The 18791-nt window shown below is 71.5% G+C and carries 17 protein-coding genes; 12 read left to right on the top strand and 5 right to left on the bottom strand.

Annotation, left to right across the window (positions count from 1 at the left end; all coding sequences use genetic code 11):
* Positions 1–296: 296 nt before the first annotated feature.
* The 4 genes from hutU (at position 297) to hutI (ending at position 5852) form a co-directional block, all read left to right on the top strand.
* Complete coding sequence (hutU, locus tag ACIBVL_RS21975; protein ID WP_399098940.1) at positions 297–1961, top strand: urocanate hydratase; 1665 nt, start codon at positions 297–299, stop codon at positions 1959–1961.
* Between the two features lie 122 nt (positions 1962–2083).
* On the top strand, positions 2084–3286 hold the full coding sequence (locus ACIBVL_RS21970; protein WP_399099481.1) for an allantoate amidohydrolase: 1203 nt from the start codon (positions 2084–2086) through the stop codon (positions 3284–3286).
* On the top strand, positions 3283–4632 hold the full coding sequence (locus ACIBVL_RS21965; protein WP_399098939.1) for a formimidoylglutamate deiminase: 1350 nt from the start codon (positions 3283–3285) through the stop codon (positions 4630–4632). The genes ACIBVL_RS21970 and ACIBVL_RS21965 overlap by 4 nt, the downstream gene beginning before the upstream one ends.
* Positions 4633–4676: 44 nt before the next feature.
* Positions 4677–5852, top strand: coding sequence for an imidazolonepropionase (gene hutI, locus ACIBVL_RS21960; protein ID WP_399098938.1), 1176 nt, complete (start codon positions 4677–4679; stop codon positions 5850–5852).
* Positions 5853–5865: 13 nt separating this feature from the next.
* Here the strand turns inward: hutI and ACIBVL_RS21955 are convergent, their stop codons facing one another.
* Positions 5866–6054 (bottom strand): DUF397 domain-containing protein, encoded by a 189-nt coding sequence (locus ACIBVL_RS21955; RefSeq protein WP_399098937.1) that lies wholly within the window; start codon positions 6052–6054, stop codon positions 5866–5868.
* Between the two features lie 7 nt (positions 6055–6061).
* Entirely contained in the window at positions 6062–6880 is an 819-nt protein-coding gene (locus tag ACIBVL_RS21950) for a helix-turn-helix domain-containing protein (protein ID WP_399098936.1), read from the bottom strand.
* Positions 6881–7121: 241 nt separating this feature from the next.
* Between ACIBVL_RS21950 and ACIBVL_RS21945 the strand changes: the two genes are divergently transcribed.
* Both ACIBVL_RS21945 and ACIBVL_RS21940 read left to right on the top strand, forming a co-directional pair.
* A complete protein-coding gene (locus tag ACIBVL_RS21945) occupies positions 7122–7529 on the top strand; it encodes an ATP-binding protein (RefSeq protein ID WP_399098935.1) in 408 nt (135 codons plus the stop codon).
* A complete protein-coding gene (locus ACIBVL_RS21940) occupies positions 7530–8438 on the top strand; it encodes a hypothetical protein (protein WP_399098934.1) in 909 nt (302 codons plus the stop codon).
* 12 nt (positions 8439–8450) lie between these two features.
* Here the strand turns inward: ACIBVL_RS21940 and ACIBVL_RS21935 are convergent, their stop codons facing one another.
* Positions 8451–9980: an RICIN domain-containing protein gene (locus ACIBVL_RS21935; RefSeq protein ID WP_399098933.1), complete on the bottom strand. Its 1530-nt coding sequence runs from the start codon at positions 9978–9980 to the stop codon at positions 8451–8453.
* 156 nt (positions 9981–10136) lie between these two features.
* Positions 10137–11048: an RNA polymerase sigma factor SigF gene (locus tag ACIBVL_RS21930; protein WP_399098932.1), complete on the bottom strand. Its 912-nt coding sequence runs from the start codon at positions 11046–11048 to the stop codon at positions 10137–10139.
* Between the two features lie 285 nt (positions 11049–11333).
* On the opposite strand from ACIBVL_RS21930, the gene ACIBVL_RS21925 reads away from it, so the two are divergent.
* The 6 genes from ACIBVL_RS21925 (at position 11334) to ACIBVL_RS21900 (ending at position 16820) form a co-directional block, all read left to right on the top strand.
* A complete protein-coding gene (locus ACIBVL_RS21925; RefSeq protein WP_399098931.1) occupies positions 11334–11711 on the top strand; it encodes an STAS domain-containing protein in 378 nt (125 codons plus the stop codon).
* A gap of 199 nt (positions 11712–11910) precedes the next feature.
* Positions 11911–12405: an ATP-binding protein gene (locus ACIBVL_RS21920; protein WP_399098929.1), complete on the top strand. Its 495-nt coding sequence runs from the start codon at positions 11911–11913 to the stop codon at positions 12403–12405.
* A gap of 526 nt (positions 12406–12931) precedes the next feature.
* Positions 12932–13597, top strand: coding sequence for an LPXTG cell wall anchor domain-containing protein (locus ACIBVL_RS21915; protein ID WP_399098928.1), 666 nt, complete (start codon positions 12932–12934; stop codon positions 13595–13597).
* A 31-nt stretch (positions 13598–13628) separates the two neighbouring features.
* Positions 13629–14465: a hypothetical protein gene (locus ACIBVL_RS21910; protein WP_399098927.1), complete on the top strand. Its 837-nt coding sequence runs from the start codon at positions 13629–13631 to the stop codon at positions 14463–14465.
* A complete protein-coding gene (locus ACIBVL_RS21905; RefSeq protein WP_399098926.1) occupies positions 14462–15514 on the top strand; it encodes a neocarzinostatin apoprotein domain-containing protein in 1053 nt (350 codons plus the stop codon). Before ACIBVL_RS21910 ends, ACIBVL_RS21905 begins: the two co-directional genes overlap by 4 nt.
* Before the next feature lie 64 nt (positions 15515–15578).
* On the top strand, positions 15579–16820 hold the full coding sequence (locus ACIBVL_RS21900) for a hypothetical protein (protein WP_399099479.1): 1242 nt from the start codon (positions 15579–15581) through the stop codon (positions 16818–16820).
* A gap of 63 nt (positions 16821–16883) precedes the next feature.
* Here the strand turns inward: ACIBVL_RS21900 and ACIBVL_RS21895 are convergent, their stop codons facing one another.
* On the bottom strand, positions 16884–18380 hold the full coding sequence (locus ACIBVL_RS21895; RefSeq protein ID WP_399098925.1) for an oligopeptide:H+ symporter: 1497 nt from the start codon (positions 18378–18380) through the stop codon (positions 16884–16886).
* Positions 18381–18791 lie beyond the last annotated feature (411 nt).

The raw sequence follows: 18791 nt of genomic DNA, 5'->3' as shown, positions 1-18791 counted from the left end.
GCCACGCCCCATGCGTCCCTTCAACACCGTGACCAGCGCGTACGTCAACGGCGTGCGCGGCCGTGGGGGGTGGTGAACCCGCCGACGTGCGCCTCTCCTGTGCATCACGCGCCTTTCGCCGACATCCGGAGCGCCCCTCAGTCGGGGTGTGCGGTGCTCCCGCCGCCGCCCTCCATCGCGGCCCCGGCGACCCAGGTCGCCGCCCCGATGTATTGACTAGCTCTATTCAGCGAGCCAGGATGTGAATAGAGCGACTAACAATCCGCCGGGATGAACCATCCGCAAGGAGGCAGACCATGTCAGGACCCCGCCCCGTACGAGCGCCGCGCGGTACGGAACTGAGCGCCCTGGGATGGCAGCAGGAAGCCGCCCTGCGGATGCTGCAGAACAACCTCGACCCCGAGGTCGCCGAACACCCCGACAAGCTCGTCGTCTACGGCGGCACCGGCAAGGCGGCCCGCGACTGGCGCTCCTTCGACGCGATGGTGCGGACCCTGAAGGGGCTGAAGCAGGACGAGACGATGCTCGTCCAGTCCGGCCGCCCCGTCGGCGTCATGCAGACCCACGAGTGGGCCCCGCGCGTCCTCATCGCCAACTCCAACCTCGTCGGCGACTGGGCCAACTGGGAGGAGTTCCGCCGGCTGGAACAGCTGGGTCTGACCATGTACGGCCAGATGACCGCCGGATCCTGGATCTACATCGGTACCCAGGGCATCCTCCAGGGCACCTACGAGACCTTCGCCGCCGTCGCCGCGAAGAAGTTCGACGGCACCCTCGCCGGCACCATCACCCTGACCGCCGGCCTCGGCGGCATGGGCGGCGCCCAGCCGCTCGCCGTGACCATGAACGACGGCGTGGCGATCTGCATCGACTGCGACCCGCGCGCGATCGAGCGCCGCATCGAGCACCGGTACCTGGACGTGAAGGCCGACAGCCTGGAGCACGCCCTGCGGCTGGCGGTGGAGGCCCGCGACGCCCGCCGCCCGCTCTCCATCGGCGTCCTCGGCAACGCGGCGGAGCTCGTGCCGCAACTGCTGGCCATGGGCGCCCCCGTCGACATCGTCACCGACCAGACCTCCGCCCACGACCCGCTGGCCTACCTGCCGACCGGTGTCGCCTTCGAGGACATGGCCTCCTACGCCGCCAAGGACCCGGCCGGCTTCACCACCCGCGCCCGCGAGTCCATGGCCCGGCACGTCGAGGCGATGGTCGGCTTCCTGGACGCCGGCGCCGAGGTCTTCGACTACGGCAACTCCATCCGCGGCGAGGCCCAACTCGCCGGATACGACCGCGCGTTCGCCTTCCCCGGCTTCGTCCCCGCCTACATCCGCCCGCTCTTCTGCGAGGGCAAGGGCCCCTTCCGCTGGGCGGCCCTGTCCGGCGACCCGGCCGACATCGCCAAGACCGACAAGGCGATCCTCGACCTCTTCCCCGAGAACGAGTCCCTGGCCCGCTGGATCAAGCTGGCCGGCGAGCGCGTCCACTTCCAGGGCCTGCCCGCCCGTATCTGCTGGCTCGGCTACGGCGAGCGCGACAAGGCCGGCGAGCGCTTCAACGACATGGTGGCGAGCGGCGAGCTGGCGGCCCCGCTGGCCATCGGCCGCGACCACCTCGACTGCGGCTCCGTCGCCTCCCCGTACCGCGAGACCGAGGCCATGCTCGACGGCTCCGACGCGATCGCCGACTGGCCGCTGCTGAACGCGATGGTGAACGTGGCCTCGGGCGCCTCCTGGGTTTCGATCCACCACGGCGGTGGCGTCGGCATGGGGCGGTCGATCCACGCCGGCCAGGTCACGGTGGCCGACGGCACCGAGCTCGGCGGCGAGAAGATCCGCCGCGTCCTGACCAACGACCCCGGCATGGGCGTCATCCGGCACGTGGACGCGGGGTACGACATCGCGGAGTCGGTGGCGGACGAGCGGGGTGTGCGGGTTCCCATGCGCGAGGGTGATCCCGCGTGACGAGGAGCGGCGACTCTCCGGTGGGGGCCGAGCCCTCGTCGCCGAGCGCGGGTCCGGCCGTGCCCACCGGTTCCGCCCCGCGGAACGACCGCCCACGGCCTGGAGCGACCTCCTTCCACGAGATGTGGCGTGAGCTGCGCCCCCTCGGGCGGCACCCCGACTCCGGTGGCTACCGGCGCTACGCCTGGACGCCCGCCGACGCCGACTGCCGGGCCTGGTTCCGGGCGCAGGCCGGGGCGCGGGGGCTGGCGTACGAGGTCGACCGCAACGGGAACCAGTGGGCGTGGCTAGGGGATCCCGCCGCCGGGGACGCCGTCGTCACGGGGTCGCATCTCGACTCCGTGCCGGACGGCGGTGCCTTCGACGGGCCCCTCGGGGTCGTGTCCTCCTTCGCCGCGCTCGACGAACTGCGGGCCCGGCGGGTGACCTTCACCAAGCCCCTCGCGCTCGTCAACTTCGGGGACGAGGAGGGCGCCCGCTTCGGTCTCGCCTGCGTGGGCTCCCGGCTCACCGCCGGACAGCTCACCGTCGAGCGGGCGCACCGGCTCACCGACGGCGAGGGGATCACCCTCCCGCAGGCCATGGAGGCCGCCGGCTACGACCCCGAGGCCATCGGCCCCGACCCGGAACGGCTCGACCGCATCGGCGCCTTCGTCGAACTGCACGTCGAACAGGGCCGCGCGCTGGACCTCTCCGGCGACCCGGTGGGCATCGCCGGCGCCATCTGGCCGCACGGCCGCTGGCGGTTCGACTTCCGGGGCGAGGCCAACCACGCGGGGACCACGCGGCTCGTCGACCGGCGCGACCCCATGCTGTCGTACGCCGAGACCGTCCTCGCCGCCCGCCGCGAGGCCGAACTCGCCGGTGCCGTAGCCACCTTCGGCAAGATCTCCGTCGAGCCGAACGGCGTCAACGCCATCCCCTCCCTGGTGCGCGGCTGGCTCGACTCCCGCGCCGCCGACCAGGCGGCCCTCGACCTCGTGGTCGGCGGGGTGGAGAAGGCCGCCCGCGAGTACGCCGAGGCGCACGGCGTCGATCTCGACGTCGTCCGGGAGTCCTTCACCCCGGTCGTCGAGTTCGACCACGCCCTGCGCGACGAACTCGCCCGCATCCTGGGCAAGGACACCGACCTCGAGGTCCCCGTCCTCGGCACCGGCGCCGGACACGACGCCGGGATCCTCTCCGGGAGCATCCCGACCGCCATGCTGTTCGTGCGCAACCCCACGGGCGTCTCGCACTCCCCGGCCGAGTTCGCCGCCGAGGACGACTGCGTGGCCGGGGTGCACGCCCTCGCCGACGTACTGGAAGGACTGGCCTGCACGTGACCTCCACGCAGCGGACACGGACCTACTGGCTGGAGCACGCCTGGCTCGGCACCCACGTCGAGCCGGGCGTCGCCCTGGAGGTGACCGACGGCCGCATCACCGCCGTCCGGACGGGCATCGACTCCCCGCCTCCCGGCGCCGAGATCCTGCGCGGCCTCACCCTCCCCGGCCTGGCCAACGCCCACTCCCACGCCTTCCACCGCGCTCTGCGCGGCACCGTCCAGGTCGGCTCCGGCACCTTCTGGACCTGGCGCGAGATCATGTACTCCTTCGCGGACCGCCTGACCCCCGAGACGTATCACGACCTGGCGCGCGCGGTGTACGCCGAGATGGCGCTGGCCGGCATCACGGCCGTGGGCGAGTTCCACTATGTGCACCACGCCCCCGGCGGCACCCCGTACACCGACCCCAACGCGATGGGCGAGGCCCTGTTCGAGGCCGCCGCCGAAGCCGGTATCCGCATCACCCTCCTCGACACCGCCTACCTGTCCTCCGGCTTCGGACAGTCCCCCAACGCCCACCAGCTCCGCTTCTCCGACGGCAGCGCGGACGCCTGGGCCGAACGCTGTTCACTTCTCAAGGAACGGGATCACGCGAGGATCGGGGCGGCCATCCACTCCGTACGGGCCGTGCCCGCCGACCAGTTGGCGACCGTGGCGCGGTGGGCCGAGGACCGCCGGGCGCCCCTGCACGTGCACCTGTCCGAGCAGACCGCCGAGAACGAGGCGTGCCTCGAGGTCCACGGCTGCACCCCGACCCAGCTCCTCGCCCTGCACGGCGTCCTCGGACCGCGCACCACCGGCGTCCACAACACGCACCTCACCGCCGAGGACATCTCCCTCATCGGCGGCAGCGGCACCGGCACCTGTATGTGCCCGACGACCGAGCGGGACCTCGCGGACGGCATCGGGCCGGCCGTCGCCCTCCAGAACGAGGGCTCCCCGCTCTCCCTCGGCTCCGACAGCCACGCCGTCGTCGACCTGCTCGAAGAGGCCCGCGCGATGGAGCTGGACGAGCGCCTGCGCACCCGCACCCGCGGTCACTGGACAGCGGCGGCTCTCCTGCGCGCCGCCTCCGCCGACGGCCATGCCGCCCTCGGCCGCCCGGAGGCGGGCACCCTGGAGACCGGCGCGCCCGCCGACTTCACGACGATCGCCCTCGACTCCGTCAGGACAGCGGGCCCGCTGCCCCGGCTCGGCGCCGAGACCGCCGTATTCGCGGCGACCGCCGCGGACGTACGGCACACGGTCGTCGCGGGCCGGCAGGTCGTACGCGACGGGGCGCACACGCTCGTACCGGATGTGCCGCGGGCCCTGGCACGGGCGGTCGAGGCCCTGCGCTCGTAGCAACCACCGCACCCCGCCCCCACGAGGACAGGCTCGAGGACACGATGAGCAGCAGCACCGTCATCACCAACATCGCCACGCTGGTCACCAACGACCCCTCCCTCGGTGACAGCTCTCCCCTCGGTCTGGTCCGGGACGCGGCCGTCGTCATCGAGGGCGACCGCGTCGTCTGGACCGGTGATTCAAGCAAAGCACCCGCCACTGACAATCGGGTCGACGCCGACGGCCGGGCGGCCCTCCCCGGCTTCGTCGACTCCCACTCCCACCTGGTCTTCGCGGGCGACCGCACCGAGGAGTTCAACGCCCGGATGTCCGGCCGCGGCTACACGGCGGGCGGCATCCGCACCACGGTCGCGGCCACCCGTGCGGCGAGCGACGAGGAACTGGAGGCGAACCTCACCCGTTACCTCTCCGAGGCCCTCCACCAGGGCACGACCACCTTCGAGACCAAGTCGGGGTACGGCCTGACCGTCGCCGACGAGGCCCGCGCCCTGCGCCTCGCCGCCGCCCACACCGACGAGGTCACCTACCTCGGCGCCCACATCGTCTCCCCCGACTACGCCGACGACCCGGCCGCGTACGTGGCCCTGGTCACCGGCGAGATGCTCGACGCCTGCGCGCCGCACGCCCGCTGGATCGACGTCTTCTGCGAGAAGGGCGCGTTCGACGGCGACCAGGCCCGGACGATCCTCACCGCCGGCAAGGCCAGGGGCCTGCACCCCCGCATCCACGCCAACCAGCTCTCCCACGGCCCCGGCGTCCAACTGGCCGTCGAACTGGACGCGGCGAGCGCCGACCACTGCACCCACCTCACGGACGCGGACGTCGACGCGCTGGCCAACAGCCGGACCGTCGCCACCCTCCTCCCCGGCGCCGAGTTCTCGACCCGCGCCGAGTGGCCGAACGCCCGCCGCCTCCTGGACGCGGGCGTCACGGTGGCCCTCTCCACCGACTGCAACCCGGGCTCGTCCTTCACCTCCTCCGTCCCCTTCTGCGTCGCCCTCGCCGTACGGGACATGGGCATGACCCCCGACGAGGCGGTCTGGTCGGCCACGGCGGGCGGAGCGGCGGCCCTGCGCCGGGACGACGTCGGGCGCCTCACCCCGGGCGCGTACGCCGACCTGACCCTCCTCGACGCCCCGAGCCACGTCCACCTCGCCTACCGCCCGGGCGTACCGCTCGTGTCGGGGGTATGGAGGCGGGGCGTACGGGTGGTCTGAAACCGCCTGCCGCTCACAGCGAGCCCGTCCGTATGACGTGCAGGAGGTGGGTGAGGGGGGTGCGGGTGGTGGTGAGGACGGTGGTGGGGTCGTCGGACTCGCGGAGGTGGAGGGTGGTGGGGGTGGAGGCGAGTTCGACGCAGGTGTTGCCGTTCCCGCCGTCGGAGAACGTGGACTTCTGCCAGCGCAAGGTGTGCTCCATGGGTGCCTCACAGTTCCTTCGTCAGGCCGTGGATGAAGTCCCGCGACGCCACCGGGGTCAACGCCGCCTTCTCCACCCTACGGAAGAGCGTTCGAAGTTGGGTTAGTTGGGGTTCCGCGTCGATGAACGCGGTGCCGGTGGGGGCGTCACGCAGGCCGGTGTCCAGCCGGGGCACCGGACCGCCGACGTACATCATCGAAGCCCCAGCACCGGCGAAACCGTCCTGATCGGCGGGGATGACGCGGACTGTCGCATGGCCCTCCTCGATCTGGTCGAGGATGCGGAGGAGTTGAGCATGGGAGGCGCTGCGGTCGGCCACGCGGATGCGCAGGGCGAATTCGTGGACGACCGTCTCGTACGGTGTGGGGTTGTCGCCCTCGATGACGGCCCGTCGCCTCAGCCGATGTTCTACGCGAGGGGTGAGCTCGCTTTCGGGTAGGCCGGGCATCATGTACGTGTAGACGGCGCGGGCATAGTCAGCGGTCTGCAGGAGCCCGGGCACGTGAGTGATCACGATCTCCCGGAGGGACGCCGCGTGGTGCTCGACCTCGGCGGTGTCCAGGAACACCGGTGGAAGGACGCCCCGGTACTCCTCCCACCATCCCCGTGTGCGATCGGTGGCCATGGCCACGAGGGCTTCGATCAACGCCTCATCCGTGCAGGCGTAGTGGGCCGCGAGGCGACGTACGCGTTCCGCGCTCACTCCTGCGACGCCGGACTCGATCTGGCTCATCTGGACCGAGTCGGCACCGAGGAGCGCCGCAGCTTCCCGAGCCTTCATGCCCGTGGCCTCGCGGAGTCTGCGCAGCTCAGTGCCCAGGCGCACTCGTCGGGCCGTGAGATGCCTCTTCGGCGGCAAGCGGCACCTCCTCGTCTCAACTTCCCTGTCTGTGTACCTCGTTCGAGGGTCAGGATAGGACAGCGGCTTGCATATTCCTAACTTTAGGAAATACCGTCGGTGATGCCTCGCTCACGCAGCGGAAGCGCACCGCTCCCTCCTGCCATGACGGCTGCGGCACTGCCACTGCCTGCGTTCCTCACCTCCACCACAGACCTGGAGCCGCCCCATGCCTGAAACCGACTCCTGGGAGTACTCCCTCCACATCCCCCACGACCCCCGGGCCGTCACGGTCTCCCGTCTCGCCCTCCGCCCGATGCTCACCGTCCACGGCCTCGCCGGCCTCGTCGACACCGCCGAACTCCTCGCATCCGAGCTGCTCTCCAACGCCGTACTCCACACCAAGGGTCCCGCCTGCCTGCGCGTCCGCCACCGGGACGGCGTCCTGCAGATCGGAGCCTGGGACGCGGACCCCGAACCCCCCGAGCCCCCCGGGCAGTTCGAGACGCTGACCGACGCCGAGAGCGGGCGCGGCTTCGCCCTCGTACGGGCCTGCTCGGATCTGTGGGGCTGGCAGCCGCTGTCCCGGTTCGGGCATCGCGGCAAGCTGGTGTGGTGCGAACTGGGGGCAGCGTAAGTGGTCAGCTCGTCGCACGAAGCGATGCACAGGATCTTCCAGAAGGACCCCGCACTGCTCACCCGGGCCCTGCAGCAGGTGTTACGCATCCCCTTCCCCGAGCCGCACGACTTCGCCGCCCTGAACGTCGACCTCACCGAAATTGAGCCGATCGAGCGACGCGTCGACACACTGTTGCGCGCCGAGACAGGCGAAGGCACCTACCTCCTGGTCGTAGAGTCGCAGGGCAGGCCGGATGACAGGAAGCGTCGCAGTTGGCCGTACTACCTCGCCTACCTGCTGGAGAAGTACCACTGCGATCCCGTCCTCATCGTCGTCACCCAGAACAGCGCCACAGCCCGCTGGGCGGCTGAGCCCATCCGAGTCGGTGTGCGGGGCATGCCCTCACTCACGGTGCAGCCGTTCGTCCTCGGTCCCGACAACGTTCCGGTGATCGCGGACGAGCGGGAGGCCGCGCGGGACCTGCCCCTCGCGGTGCTTTCGGCGATGACACACGGCCGTGGACCGCAGGCCGTGGGCATACTGGAATCGCTGGCAGCCGCCCTGCGGACCATCGACGCGGACAGCGCCGCGGTATTGGTCCAGTTCGTCGACTCATGCCTGGCAGACCCCCAGGCTCAGCAACTGTGGAGGGATCTGATGACGACGATGCAGTACTTCTGGCGGCACCCGCTCGCCCAAGAGGTACGCGAACAAGGCCGAGAAGAGGGCCGAGAAGAGGGCCGCGCACAGGAACGCGCGGACAACATCCTGCGCAACCTGCGCTGGCGTCACATCGAGGTACCGGATTCCGTCCGTGACCGCGTCCTCGCCTCCACCGACATGGACGAACTGGGCCTCTGGCTCGACCGCTCCTACCAGGTCACCGACGCCCACAGCCTCTTCCGCGAGAGTCAGCCGGATCCGTGACGGCCGACGGGGTCACCCCGCCCCCGCCCGCCAGCGCTGGTCCCCGCCCCCGTCCAGCGGCTCCAGCGACACCCCGCCGTCCACGGCCGCCGTCAGCCCCGTCAGGATCGCGATCGCCGGCCGTATCGTCCCGTCGGCGTCCACCGTGAACTGCAGGTTCTCCCCATGGCTCCCCTCCACGGACGCGCACTCCCACACCCCGACCCCGTTGTCCACGGACCCCCGGCTGTCCAGACAGAAGTCCTGGTCGGCGCCCGACTGGACCACCCCGCGCCCCGCGTCCACCCGCCACCGCTGACTCGGCGAGGACGTGCAGGGGACCGTCACCACATCCGTGCCGTTGTCGAAGTCGCCCGCCACCTCCAGACAGCGGCCCGTGGCGATGTTCACGACCTGGGCGTACGTCCCACCGGGCGCGCGGGTCGGAGACGGCGTCGGGGTCGGCTTCGGGGGCGCGCTCGTGCGCGGGGGAGAGGAACTCGGGGCCGGGGAAGGGGACCTGCTCGTCGGCGTGGACACGGCGCCCGGCGCCGACACCGTCGCCGTGACCGTCACCGGCGCGATGCTCGACGGGCCGGCCACGACCGCTCCCGTCGAGTCCCGCGCGTCACCCGAGGACATCAGCGCGACCAGCAGCGGAACCAGCACCACCCCCGCCACCGCCGACCCCAGCACGACACCGCGCCGAGACGGCGGCCGCCGGGCCACGGCGGGCATCCCGGCCGGCTCCTGCTCCTCCCTCACGTACGCCGTCCCGCCCCACGGCAGCAGTCCCTCGGCCAGAGCCGTGCGGGGCGTGTCCCGCAGCGCGCGCTGCTCCTCGTACGCCGTCGCGCAGTGCGGGCAGTGCGCCCGGTGGGCCTCCAGGTCGGGGCTGCGTCTGGCCCCCTCCGGGCGTACCGACTCCTCGATCAGCCGCCGGAAGTCCGCGCAGCGCGGGTCGTCGGAAGCGGCGAGGCGCAGCCGCAGGGCGGTCTGGGCCAGGGAGTGCAGGGCGGGAGCGATGTCGTAGGCCACGTCCTCGGGGGTCAGGCCGAGGAGGACGGCGGTGCGGTCCGCCTCCTCCCGCTCCACGACGCCGTACCAGATGACGCCTTGTGCGCGGGCGGGGAGGGAGCGGAAGGCGGTCAGGAGGGGCGGGAGCGGGCCGCCGGGGGCGGGGGCCGTGTTGAGGACCAGGAGCAGGCTCGCGTCCAGTCCGCCCGCCCGGTCGTCCGCGGCCCAGTCCGCCGCCACCCGCCCCGCCTGCAGCAGGAGTTGGTGCCGCCAGGCACCGCCCGGTTCGCTGCCGCGCGCGGTGTCGCGGGCCGCGCGGGTGAACGCCTCCGCCGCCAGGCGGCGGGCCGCCGGTTCGCTCGTCGTGCAGAGGCGGGCGTAGGACAGGACGGCGGGCTCGTGGCGGGTACGGAGTGTGCGCAGGGCCGGGTAGGCCCGGGCGGGTGCGCCGCGCAGCAGGTCCGTCAGGCGCGCGTCGGAATCACCGAAGTCGCCCGTCTGCTCGCCCTCACCTTCGGCACGGACCACGATCCGCCTCCTCGCCATTGCTGACGTACTGGTCAGTCTGGGGTGGAGGTGACCCTAGTGGTGAGAGGGGTGTCGTGGGGAGGTTTCCCGGGGTAAGGATCGTGCCCTCAGGGGCCGCAGTGGTCAGAGAGGTCCAGCGCGGCCCCTGAGGGCACCACCAGAGGGCGGATCCCCTTATTCCTCGACCGTCAGGCCCTTCCGCAGCCGCACCAGCGTCCGCGACAGCAGCCGCGACACATGCATCTGCGAGATCCCCAGCTCCTCACCGATCTCCGACTGGGTCATGCCCGCGACGAAACGGAGGGAGAGGATCTGGCGGTCCCGGGGCGGGAGTTCGGCGATCAGGGGCTTCAACGACTCGACGTACTCGATGCCCTCGAGCCCGTGGTCCTCGTAGCCGATGCGGTCGGCGAGGGCGCCCTCCGCGTCGTCCTCCTCGGGCTGGGCGTCCAGGGAGGAGGCCGTATAGGCGTTCGAGGCCGCCATACCCTCCACGACCTCCTCGTTGGAGAGGCCGAGGCGCTCGGCCAGCTCCGCCACGGTGGGGGAGCGGTCCAGCTTCTGGGCGAGTTCGTCGCCCGCCTTGGCGAGGTCGAGGCGCAGTTCCTGGAGCCGGCGCGGGACGCGCACCGACCACGACGTGTCACGGAAGAAGCGCTTGATCTCACCGACGATGGTCGGCATCGCGAAAGTCGGGAACTCCACGCCCCGGGACAGCTCGAAGCGGTCGATCGCCTTGATCAGGCCGATCGTGCCGACCTGGATGATGTCCTCCATCGGCTCGCTGCGCGAGCGGAAGCGGGAGGAGGCGAACTTGACCAGGGCGAGGTTCAGTTCGACGAGGGTGTTGCGGACGTACGCGTACTCGTGCGTGCCCTCTTCGAGGGACTCGAGCCGCTCGAACAGCGTCTTGGACAGGGCCCGCGCGTCGACGGCGCCCATCTGTCCGATCTCCTCCTGCGGAGGGATGATCTCGTCGTACGGAGGGATCTCGGGGAGCTCCGCGATGGGATTCAGATGTTCCTGATCCGGTGGGGTTGTCGACGTCGCTGTCGGGGTACGCGATGCGTCGAGCCGGGGTGACATGATGTCCTCCATCGTTCTCGGCATATGGCTGCCGAAGCCAGTGAGCGCACTACGGTGTGCGGCGCCTCCAAAGCCGGCCGTGTCGGTTACGTGTTCCTCTAGCCCTACCGGCTTTACCGAGCCCTTCGCAAGTGCACTTTGTTCAGGTATGTCTGTTTGTGTGCGATTGTTCGGGTGTTGGAGCGCGTGACGAAGGCGTAGGGTTCGAGGACGTTCGGCAAGTAGTTCAGCAGGTAGTCGACAGGCCATCACCAAGCAGTGAGCGACCCCGGGAGAGAGAGACGCATGGACCGCGGGACGGTCGGCAGCGCACAGTCGGGCCGGCTTCTGGTCGAGGTGCGGGAAGAGGGCTCCAGCGCCATCGTGACTCCGGCGGGTGAGTTGGATCACCACACCGCCGATTTGTTGCGGGAGCCACTGGAGGAGTGCCTCTCCAAGGGGATCAGCCGGTTGGTCGTGGACTGTTCCCGGCTGGAGTTCTGCGACTCCACCGGACTGAACGTCCTGCTGGGCGCCCGTCTGAAGGCGGAGGCGGCCGGGGGAGGCGTACATCTGGCGGGGATGCTGCCGGTGGTGGCGCGGGTCTTCGAGATCACCGGCGCGGAGGCGGTCTTCACTGTTCACGACAGCCTCGAGGCCGCGCTCGCGGACGAGGACGGCTGAGGATCGTCGTCCCTGTGCGTTCCGATGTGAACGGGGGGTGTTTCGCCGGTTCCGTCGGGCAGGAGACATCCTGAACCTGAACATGTCGGCGGCACGTTCGACGGAAACGCCGTCTGGCCACGTACTGCACTCTGTACCGCATTCCGTGCTGGAGAGAACGTTGAATTGTGAACCGGTGAATCGGTGAGGTGAAGCGCTGATGAGCACCACCCGGCCCTACTCGCCGGGCGACCGCGGTCCCGAGCAGGAGCCGGAGGCCGGCGGCGCCGCCGGGGCTTCGGCGGGTCGCCAGGTCCGCAGACTGAGCTTCGACGGTGTGAGCGGGGTCGTCCCGGCGGCCCGTGACTTCGCCCGCCAGGCGCTGTACGCCTGGGGCTGGCTGCCCGCGGCCACCGCCGACCAGCGGGCCGCCGCCGAGGACGTGCTGCTCGTCGTCTCCGAACTGGTCACCAACGCCTGCCTCCATGCGGAGGGGCCGGAGCGGATGGTCCTGGGCTGCGACAACAAGGTGATCCGCGTCGAGATCTCCGACCGCGGCACCGGCCAGCCGGCCCCCCGCACCCCCCACCGCGCGGGCCGCCCCGGCGGCCACGGCATGTTCATCGTCCAGCGCCTCTGCCTCGACTGGGGCGTCGTCCGCACCCCGGGCCTCGCCGGCAAGACGGTCTGGGCAGAACTGGGCGCCCCCGCCTGACCCGGAAGGACCACCAGCGGGGCGCCACCGAGCCCGAACCAAAGGACGAACGCCCCGCCGCCCCCGCCTCGCGCGGCGCGTACCCTGCGGAGCCTTCCTCGCGCGGCGCGTGTCCTGCCGCCCGGGCGCCACACGGCGCGTGCCCTGCGGAGCCTTCCTCGCGCGGCGAGCGCCCCGCCGCGTCCTGTGCCGCGAGCGAGTGCTGCGCAGTGTGACGGGCGCTCCGCCGGCTCCCGCTCCCGCGCGGCGGGCATGGGCGCCGTCTCGTGTGCGGGCTCCCGCGCCGCCCCGCCCCCGCCGCACGGCGACCGCGCCGTCGGCCGGTGCCCCGCGCGGCGCGTGCTCGGCCGTCCCCCGCCGCACCGGCGGCATCCCGAAACCCCCCGAAGGCCCGCGTCGGATCGTCACAACTCCGGTGGGCCTCTTGTCTTCCCTCCTCATCTCCCCGGGCGTACCTTGACGGCTCGATCTGATGCCTCGTCAGTAATGGTCGGGTCAGTCACGTACTGCCAGGAATGAGGGGACCGTGTCGAACCGGAAGCGAACCGCCGTGCTCGCGACTGCCGCGGCCCTGGCCGGCTCGGCGGTCTGGATGGCCGCCCCCGCGGCCATGGCCGAGGTCGTCGACGTCAACTACACCTGCGAGACGCCCATCGGCGACAAGAGCGCCGTCTCGCCGATCGACATCAAGGGCGTCAAGAGCGGCAGCGGCTACAAGATCACCATGTCCTGGCAGAAAGGTGTCTCCTCGAGTCCGGTCGAGCTCGGCGCCGGGTCGATGAAGCCGAGCGCCACCATCAAGCTGGGCGGCGCCGAGAACGGCACCCTGAACGTCACCGGTTCCGCCAACCAGGCCGCGATCCCCGAGAACACGCCCATCAAGATCAACGACCTGAGCGGCACCTACACCCCGAAGAAGACCGGCAAGGTCACCTTCACGGCCGGGGTGCTCACCATCAAGGCACTCGGTACGACCACCACCTGCACGCCCACCAACACACCCGGCCCGTCCCTCACCCTCGACGTGACGGCGGCGTCCGGGGGTGGCGGCGAGGACGACTCCGGCGGCGGCGAACTCCCGCAGACCGGCCCCGAGGACTCGGCGGTCGCCCTCGGCACCCTCGGCGGCACCGTGCTGCTCGCGGGCGCGGCGGGCGTCCTGTGGCTGACCCGGCGGAACCAGCCCCGCTGACCGCATCCCCGTACGAGTACTGGAGCCGCCGATGCCGTACGCCCGCGCCGCCGCCCGTGCCCTGCTGCCGCTGTCCCTCACCCTGACCCTGCCCCTGCTCGCGGCCGCCGCCCCCGCCCCCACCGGCGGCTGGTCGGTCGCGCCCTCCGGCGGCGGACGGCCGTCCTTCTACGCCGAGGGCGCACCCGGGGCGGTGCTCCAGGACACGGTCGCCGTGACCAACCGGGGCACCCGGCCGCTCACCGTACGCCTGCGCGGCACCGGTCTCGGAGGCCTCCCGGTCGCCTTCGCCGAGACCGCCGTCCGGGTCCCCGCCCGCACCCGCGCCGAGGTGCCGTTCACGGTGACGGTCCCGGCGGGCGCGGCCCCCGGCGACCGCGCCGGAGCGATCGTCGTACGGGAGCCGACCGGTCGGCAGGCGGGCGTCCGGCTGCTGGTGCGGGTCGGTGGTCCCAGGCTCGCCGCGCTGACCGTGGAGCACGTGGCCGTGCGCGGTGACCGGATCACATACGAGCTGGTCAACCGGGGTTCGACAGAGCTCGTCCCACGGCTCGCGGTCCGCGCGGACGGTGTCCTCGGCACCGTGCTGGAGCGCGCCGTGCGTCCCCTGCCCGTGCGTCTGCCGCCCGGTCGCCGGCTGAGGCTCGACGAGCCCTGGCCCGACCGCCCGGCCCTGGACGCCGTGACCGTCCGCCTGACGGTCACCGCCCCCGGCGCCGCACGGGCCACCGGCCGGACCTCGGCCCGGTTCGTGCCGTGGGGCGCGGCGGCGGGGGCGGCCGGCGGCGCGCTGTCGGTGGCGGCGGGTGCCGTGGCGGTCGTAAGGCGTCGTAGGCGCGAGGTCGAGCCGAGGGGAGCGGGGACGTGAACGGCAGACTGAGGATCGCGGCGCTGGCCCTTCTCCTCCTGTTCCCCCTGCTCGCGTCGGTCGGCCCGGCCGCCGCCGCGGACAAGCCGGTCGTCACCCTCTCCACCTCCCAGGCCGGGACCGGCGACTCGGTCACCGTCAGCGGCAGCGGCTGGCGCGCACGCACCCTGCTGATGCTGCTGGTCTGCGGGCAGGCGACCCCGGCGCGCGGGGTGGTCGGCGGCACGAACTCCTGCGCCAACGCCGACGGCCGTGCCGTCACCACCGACGCCGACGGACGTTTCAGCCGCCGGCTTCCCGTGGCCGAGCCGCCGGTGCCGTGCCCCTGCGTGGTGCATGTGGCCACCGCGACCGGCGCGAAGGCCGCGGCCGACGCGGTGTTCCAGGTGGCCGGGCACCCCGTGGAGCCCCTCCCCGAAGAGTCGGCAGGCGGAAAACTGTCGATCCTCACCGACACCCGCCTGGACGGTTCCAGCGGGCTGCTCACCTGGTTCGGGGCCCCGCCCACCCGCACGCTCGTCTTCACCGTGGGCAACCTCGGCACCACGACCGTGAAGGACCCGCTCTTCGAGGTGGGCACCGCCCACGGCGTGTTCGCCCCGCAGTGGGACGAACGGCAGTGGCGCGGCACGATCGCCCCCGGCAAGAAGGCGCGTGTCGAGCTGCCCGTCGAACTCTCCGCGGGCGCCCACGGCGACTACACCGTCTCCCTGAAGTACGGCGGCAAGGTCCTCGCGGAGCAGCCGTGGGGCGTGGGCCGGCCCTGGGGCGTGACCCTGTTCTGGATCCTCCTCTGCGTGGTGGTGCCGGCGGCGCTGTTCCGGATCGGGATGGCGGTGGTGGACCGCCTACGGCCACAGACGCGTCAACGGCGCCGAACCCCTCGTAGGCACACGGAGGAGACCCCCGACCCGGCCCCCACCACGTCGACGACCCTGCCGTGGTTCACGCCGGACACCGGTCCGGGCACGGCGGGCCGGCTCTCCGCACCGCACGACGACCACCCGACGAGTCCACGACTCCCTGCAGGAAGGGACCCAAGTGAGTGAGAGAGCCGTACCACCCGACCGCGGGTCAGGACGGAAGAGAGCGGCAGCGGCGGGCGCCGCCGTGCTGTTCGCCGGGGCCGCCGCGCTGCTCGGCGTGACCGCCGGACCGGCCCAGGCCGCCGAGGTGTCCTACGCCACCCACTGTGTGCCGCCCTCGGGCATCGGGCTGCCCGAGATCGACGGCACCACCAAGGTCGACATCACCGCGCCGGCCACGGCGAAGGTCGGCGACACCGTCGACATCGTCTGGAAGTTCACCCAGGCCGCGTCGAAGAACCCCGACCTCATCGACCTGCCCGCGAACTCGGTCCAGCCGTCCGGCACCCTCAAGGCGGCCGGCGCGCAGACCGCGGCCGTCGAGATGACCGGCCCGCGCGAGAATCCGGTGATCCCCAAGGGCGGCGACATGGTGCTGTCCGACATGAAGGGCACGCTGAAGCTGACGGCGGCGGGGCAGGTGACGCTGACGCCGGACGCGTACGTCGTCAACGCGATGCAGACGAACACCACCTGCACGCCCTCGGAGGCGGTGCAGGCGGCGGCGACGATCACGGTGACGCCGGGGGAGGGGAACAGCTCGAGCGCCTCGTCCGACCCGTCGGGAAGCGTGAGCGCGAGCACGACCGAGAGCCAGACCCCGACGGCCAGTACGTCCTCTACACCCAGCACGTCGGCGAGCGCGACGAGCGACGACGGCCAGACCGACTTCACCGGCAAGGTCGTGGACATCCCCTACACCTGCGCCTCGCCCATCGGTGAGAAGAAGGCGACCTCGCCGATCCAGATCAACGCCAAGAAGGACGGCGGGAGCTACGACCTCACCGTGCAGTTCAAGAAGTCGGTGATGGACAGTCCGATCGCCATCCCGGCCGGCAAGGTGAAGCCGACCATGCAGGTCGTGCTCGGCGGCGCGGACGAGGGCACGGTGAAGGTGGAGGGACCGCTGAACGCCGAGGCGATCCCGCAGAACGCCCCGATCGAGATCCCGGACCTCAAGGGCACCTACAAACCGGGCGCGACCGGCAAGTCCACGCTCTCCCCGGGCGTCCTGGTGGTCGAGGCCATGGGCACGACCACCACCTGCACCCCGGACAGGACGGCGGTCTCCCTCACCCTGGACACCGCGGAACAGGCGAGCGGCGCCTCCGGCGGCAGTGGCTCGTCCAGTACGACGACCGGCGGCGGCCTCGCGGAGACGGGCTCCGGGGACCATGGCGCCCTGAAGGCGCTGGGCCTGGTGGCGGGCACGGCGATCCTGCTGGGCGGCGCGGTGTTCACCTTCATGCCGGGAAGAAGGGTGCGTTAGCCGACGCGCGGAGGCCGCTGCACCCATCGGGGTGCAACGGCCTCCGTCGGCTGCGGGCGGACGTCAGTGAACGTCTCCCATGAGTTCCCTGACCTTCTTCCGGTACATCCACACCGCCGCACCGGCGATGACGGCCAGCACGGCCTGGAAGGCCACGATCCCCGTCCTGTTGAGGTCGACACCGGCGATGGAGAGCAGACCGGTGGTGGCGTCTCCGGCGGTGACGGCCAGGAACCAGACGCCCATCATCTGCGAGGCGTACTTCGCGGGCGCCATCTTCGTGGTCACGGACAGACCCACCGGCGACAGCGTCAGCTCACCGATCGTCTGGACGAAGTAGATCCCGACCAGCCACATCGCGGCCGCCTTGTGACCGCCGTCGGCGATCGCCAGCGGGGCGAGGAACAGGAAGAAGGACGCGCCGATCATGACGAGGCCCATCGCGAACTTCACCGCGGTGCTCGGCTCCTTGCCGCGCCGGGCCAGCGCCAGCCAGGCCCAGGCGAAGACCGGCGCCAGCGCCATGATCATGACCGGGTTGACCGACTGGTACCAGGAGACCGGGAACTCCCAGCCGAAGATCGTGTTGTCGGCGGAGGAGTCGGCGAACAGGGACACGGTGGAACCGCCCTGGTCGTAGATCATCCAGAACACGGCCGCGGCGACGAAGAACCAGATGTACGCGGACATCTTCGACTGCTCGGCGCGGTCCAGGTCCTTGTCCCGCTTGATGCGGGCGATGACCATGACCGGGATGACGAGACCGGCGACGGTGATCGGCACCAGCAGCCAGTTGAGGGTGTAGTGGCCGGAGAAGCCGACGATCGCGTAGAAGACCGCGGCGACGGCGGCCCACAGGCCCGCCTTGCGCAGGGTGGCGGTCTTCTCGGCGGGCGTCATCGGCGTGGGCACGACGTCGGAGCGTGCGCTCAGGTGACGGCTGCCGAGCAGGAACTGGACGAGGCCCAGCGCCATGCCGAGGGCGGCGAGGGCGAAGCCCAGGTGCCAGTTGACGTTCTCGCCGACGGTGCCGATGGCCAGCGGGGCGGCGAAGGCGCCGAGGTTGATGCCGATGTAGAAGACGGTGAAGCCACCGTCACGGCGCGGGTCGTCCGGACCCTCGTAGAGGTGGCCGACCATCGTGGAGATGTTGGCCTTCAGCAGACCGGAGCCGATCGCGACCAGGCCGAGGCCCGCGAAGAAGGTGCCGGAGTTGGGCAGGGCAAGGGTGAGGTGGCCGAGCATGATGATCGCGCCGGCGACCGCGACCGTCTTGCGGGGGCCCAGGACGCGGTCCGCGAACCAGCCGCCGGGGAGGGCGAGCAGGTACACGAGGGACAGGTACACCGAGTAGATCGCGGTCGCGGTGGCCGCGCTCAGGTGCAGGCCGCCCGGTGCCACCAGGTACAGCGGGAGCAGGGCCTTCATGCCGTAGTAGGAGAAGCGCTCCCACATCTCGGTCATGAAGAGAGTGGCCAGTCCGCGGGGGTGGCCGAAGAAGGTCTTCTCGGAACCGGGGGTGCCCGGGCGGACCGAGTCCGTCGTCAGGCTGGACGCCATGGTCGTTCCTTGCTGGTCGGGACGCGGTGCATGAGGGGTACGCGCCCGGTGGGGGGCGGCCGGCACCGGCGGGTCGGTCCGTCCACCCCATGCCCACGGGGAGTCCGCCCCGGATCGCGGAGCGGTGGCCGGCGACCCCCGGGGTGCACGCCTCTACGCGCGTCGCGCGAGCAGAGGCCCGGCCGTAGGTCATTCCGCACACAAAAGAGACCTTCGGCGTCGAGTGCGCCAAAGGTCCCCGCAGTGCTGCAGGCGTTGTTTCACCATACGTCAGGAGAGTGTCGGATATGGAAGGACTTGAGACGCGGATCACAGGTGATCAAGGAACCCTGGCGCGCTTCTGAAGGTCCATTCCATCCTGCCACCCCTCGACCGTAGGTACGCATCAGGATGGACGGAGTGGCGGCGTGT

The sequence above is a fragment of the Streptomyces sp. NPDC049687 genome, from assembly GCF_044465285.1.
Lineage (GTDB): Bacteria > Actinomycetota > Actinomycetes > Streptomycetales > Streptomycetaceae > Streptomyces.
The sequence above is the reverse complement of the archived record's forward strand: the minus strand, read 5'-3'. Positions and strand labels throughout refer to the sequence as shown.

What these genes read in the sequence shown, in the direction of transcription:
- hutU (WP_399098940.1), top strand. Translation starts at nt 297, where the DNA reads ATGTCAGGACCCCGCCCCGTACGAGCGCCGCGCGGTACGGAACTGAGC.
- ACIBVL_RS21970 (WP_399099481.1), top strand. Translation starts at nt 2,084, where the DNA reads ATGTGGCGTGAGCTGCGCCCCCTCGGGCGGCACCCCGACTCCGGTGGC.
- hutI (WP_399098938.1), top strand. Translation starts at nt 4,677, where the DNA reads ATGAGCAGCAGCACCGTCATCACCAACATCGCCACGCTGGTCACCAAC.
- ACIBVL_RS21955 (WP_399098937.1), bottom strand. Translation starts at nt 6,054, where the DNA reads ATGGAGCACACCTTGCGCTGGCAGAAGTCCACGTTCTCCGACGGCGGG.
- ACIBVL_RS21945 (WP_399098935.1), top strand. Translation starts at nt 7,122, where the DNA reads ATGCCTGAAACCGACTCCTGGGAGTACTCCCTCCACATCCCCCACGAC.
- ACIBVL_RS21935 (WP_399098933.1), bottom strand. Translation starts at nt 9,980, where the DNA reads ATGGCGAGGAGGCGGATCGTGGTCCGTGCCGAAGGTGAGGGCGAGCAG.
- ACIBVL_RS21930 (WP_399098932.1), bottom strand. Translation starts at nt 11,048, where the DNA reads ATGTCACCCCGGCTCGACGCATCGCGTACCCCGACAGCGACGTCGACA.
- ACIBVL_RS21925 (WP_399098931.1), top strand. Translation starts at nt 11,334, where the DNA reads ATGGACCGCGGGACGGTCGGCAGCGCACAGTCGGGCCGGCTTCTGGTC.
- ACIBVL_RS21920 (WP_399098929.1), top strand. Translation starts at nt 11,911, where the DNA reads ATGAGCACCACCCGGCCCTACTCGCCGGGCGACCGCGGTCCCGAGCAG.
- ACIBVL_RS21910 (WP_399098927.1), top strand. Translation starts at nt 13,629, where the DNA reads ATGCCGTACGCCCGCGCCGCCGCCCGTGCCCTGCTGCCGCTGTCCCTC.
- ACIBVL_RS21895 (WP_399098925.1), bottom strand. Translation starts at nt 18,380, where the DNA reads ATGGCGTCCAGCCTGACGACGGACTCGGTCCGCCCGGGCACCCCCGGT.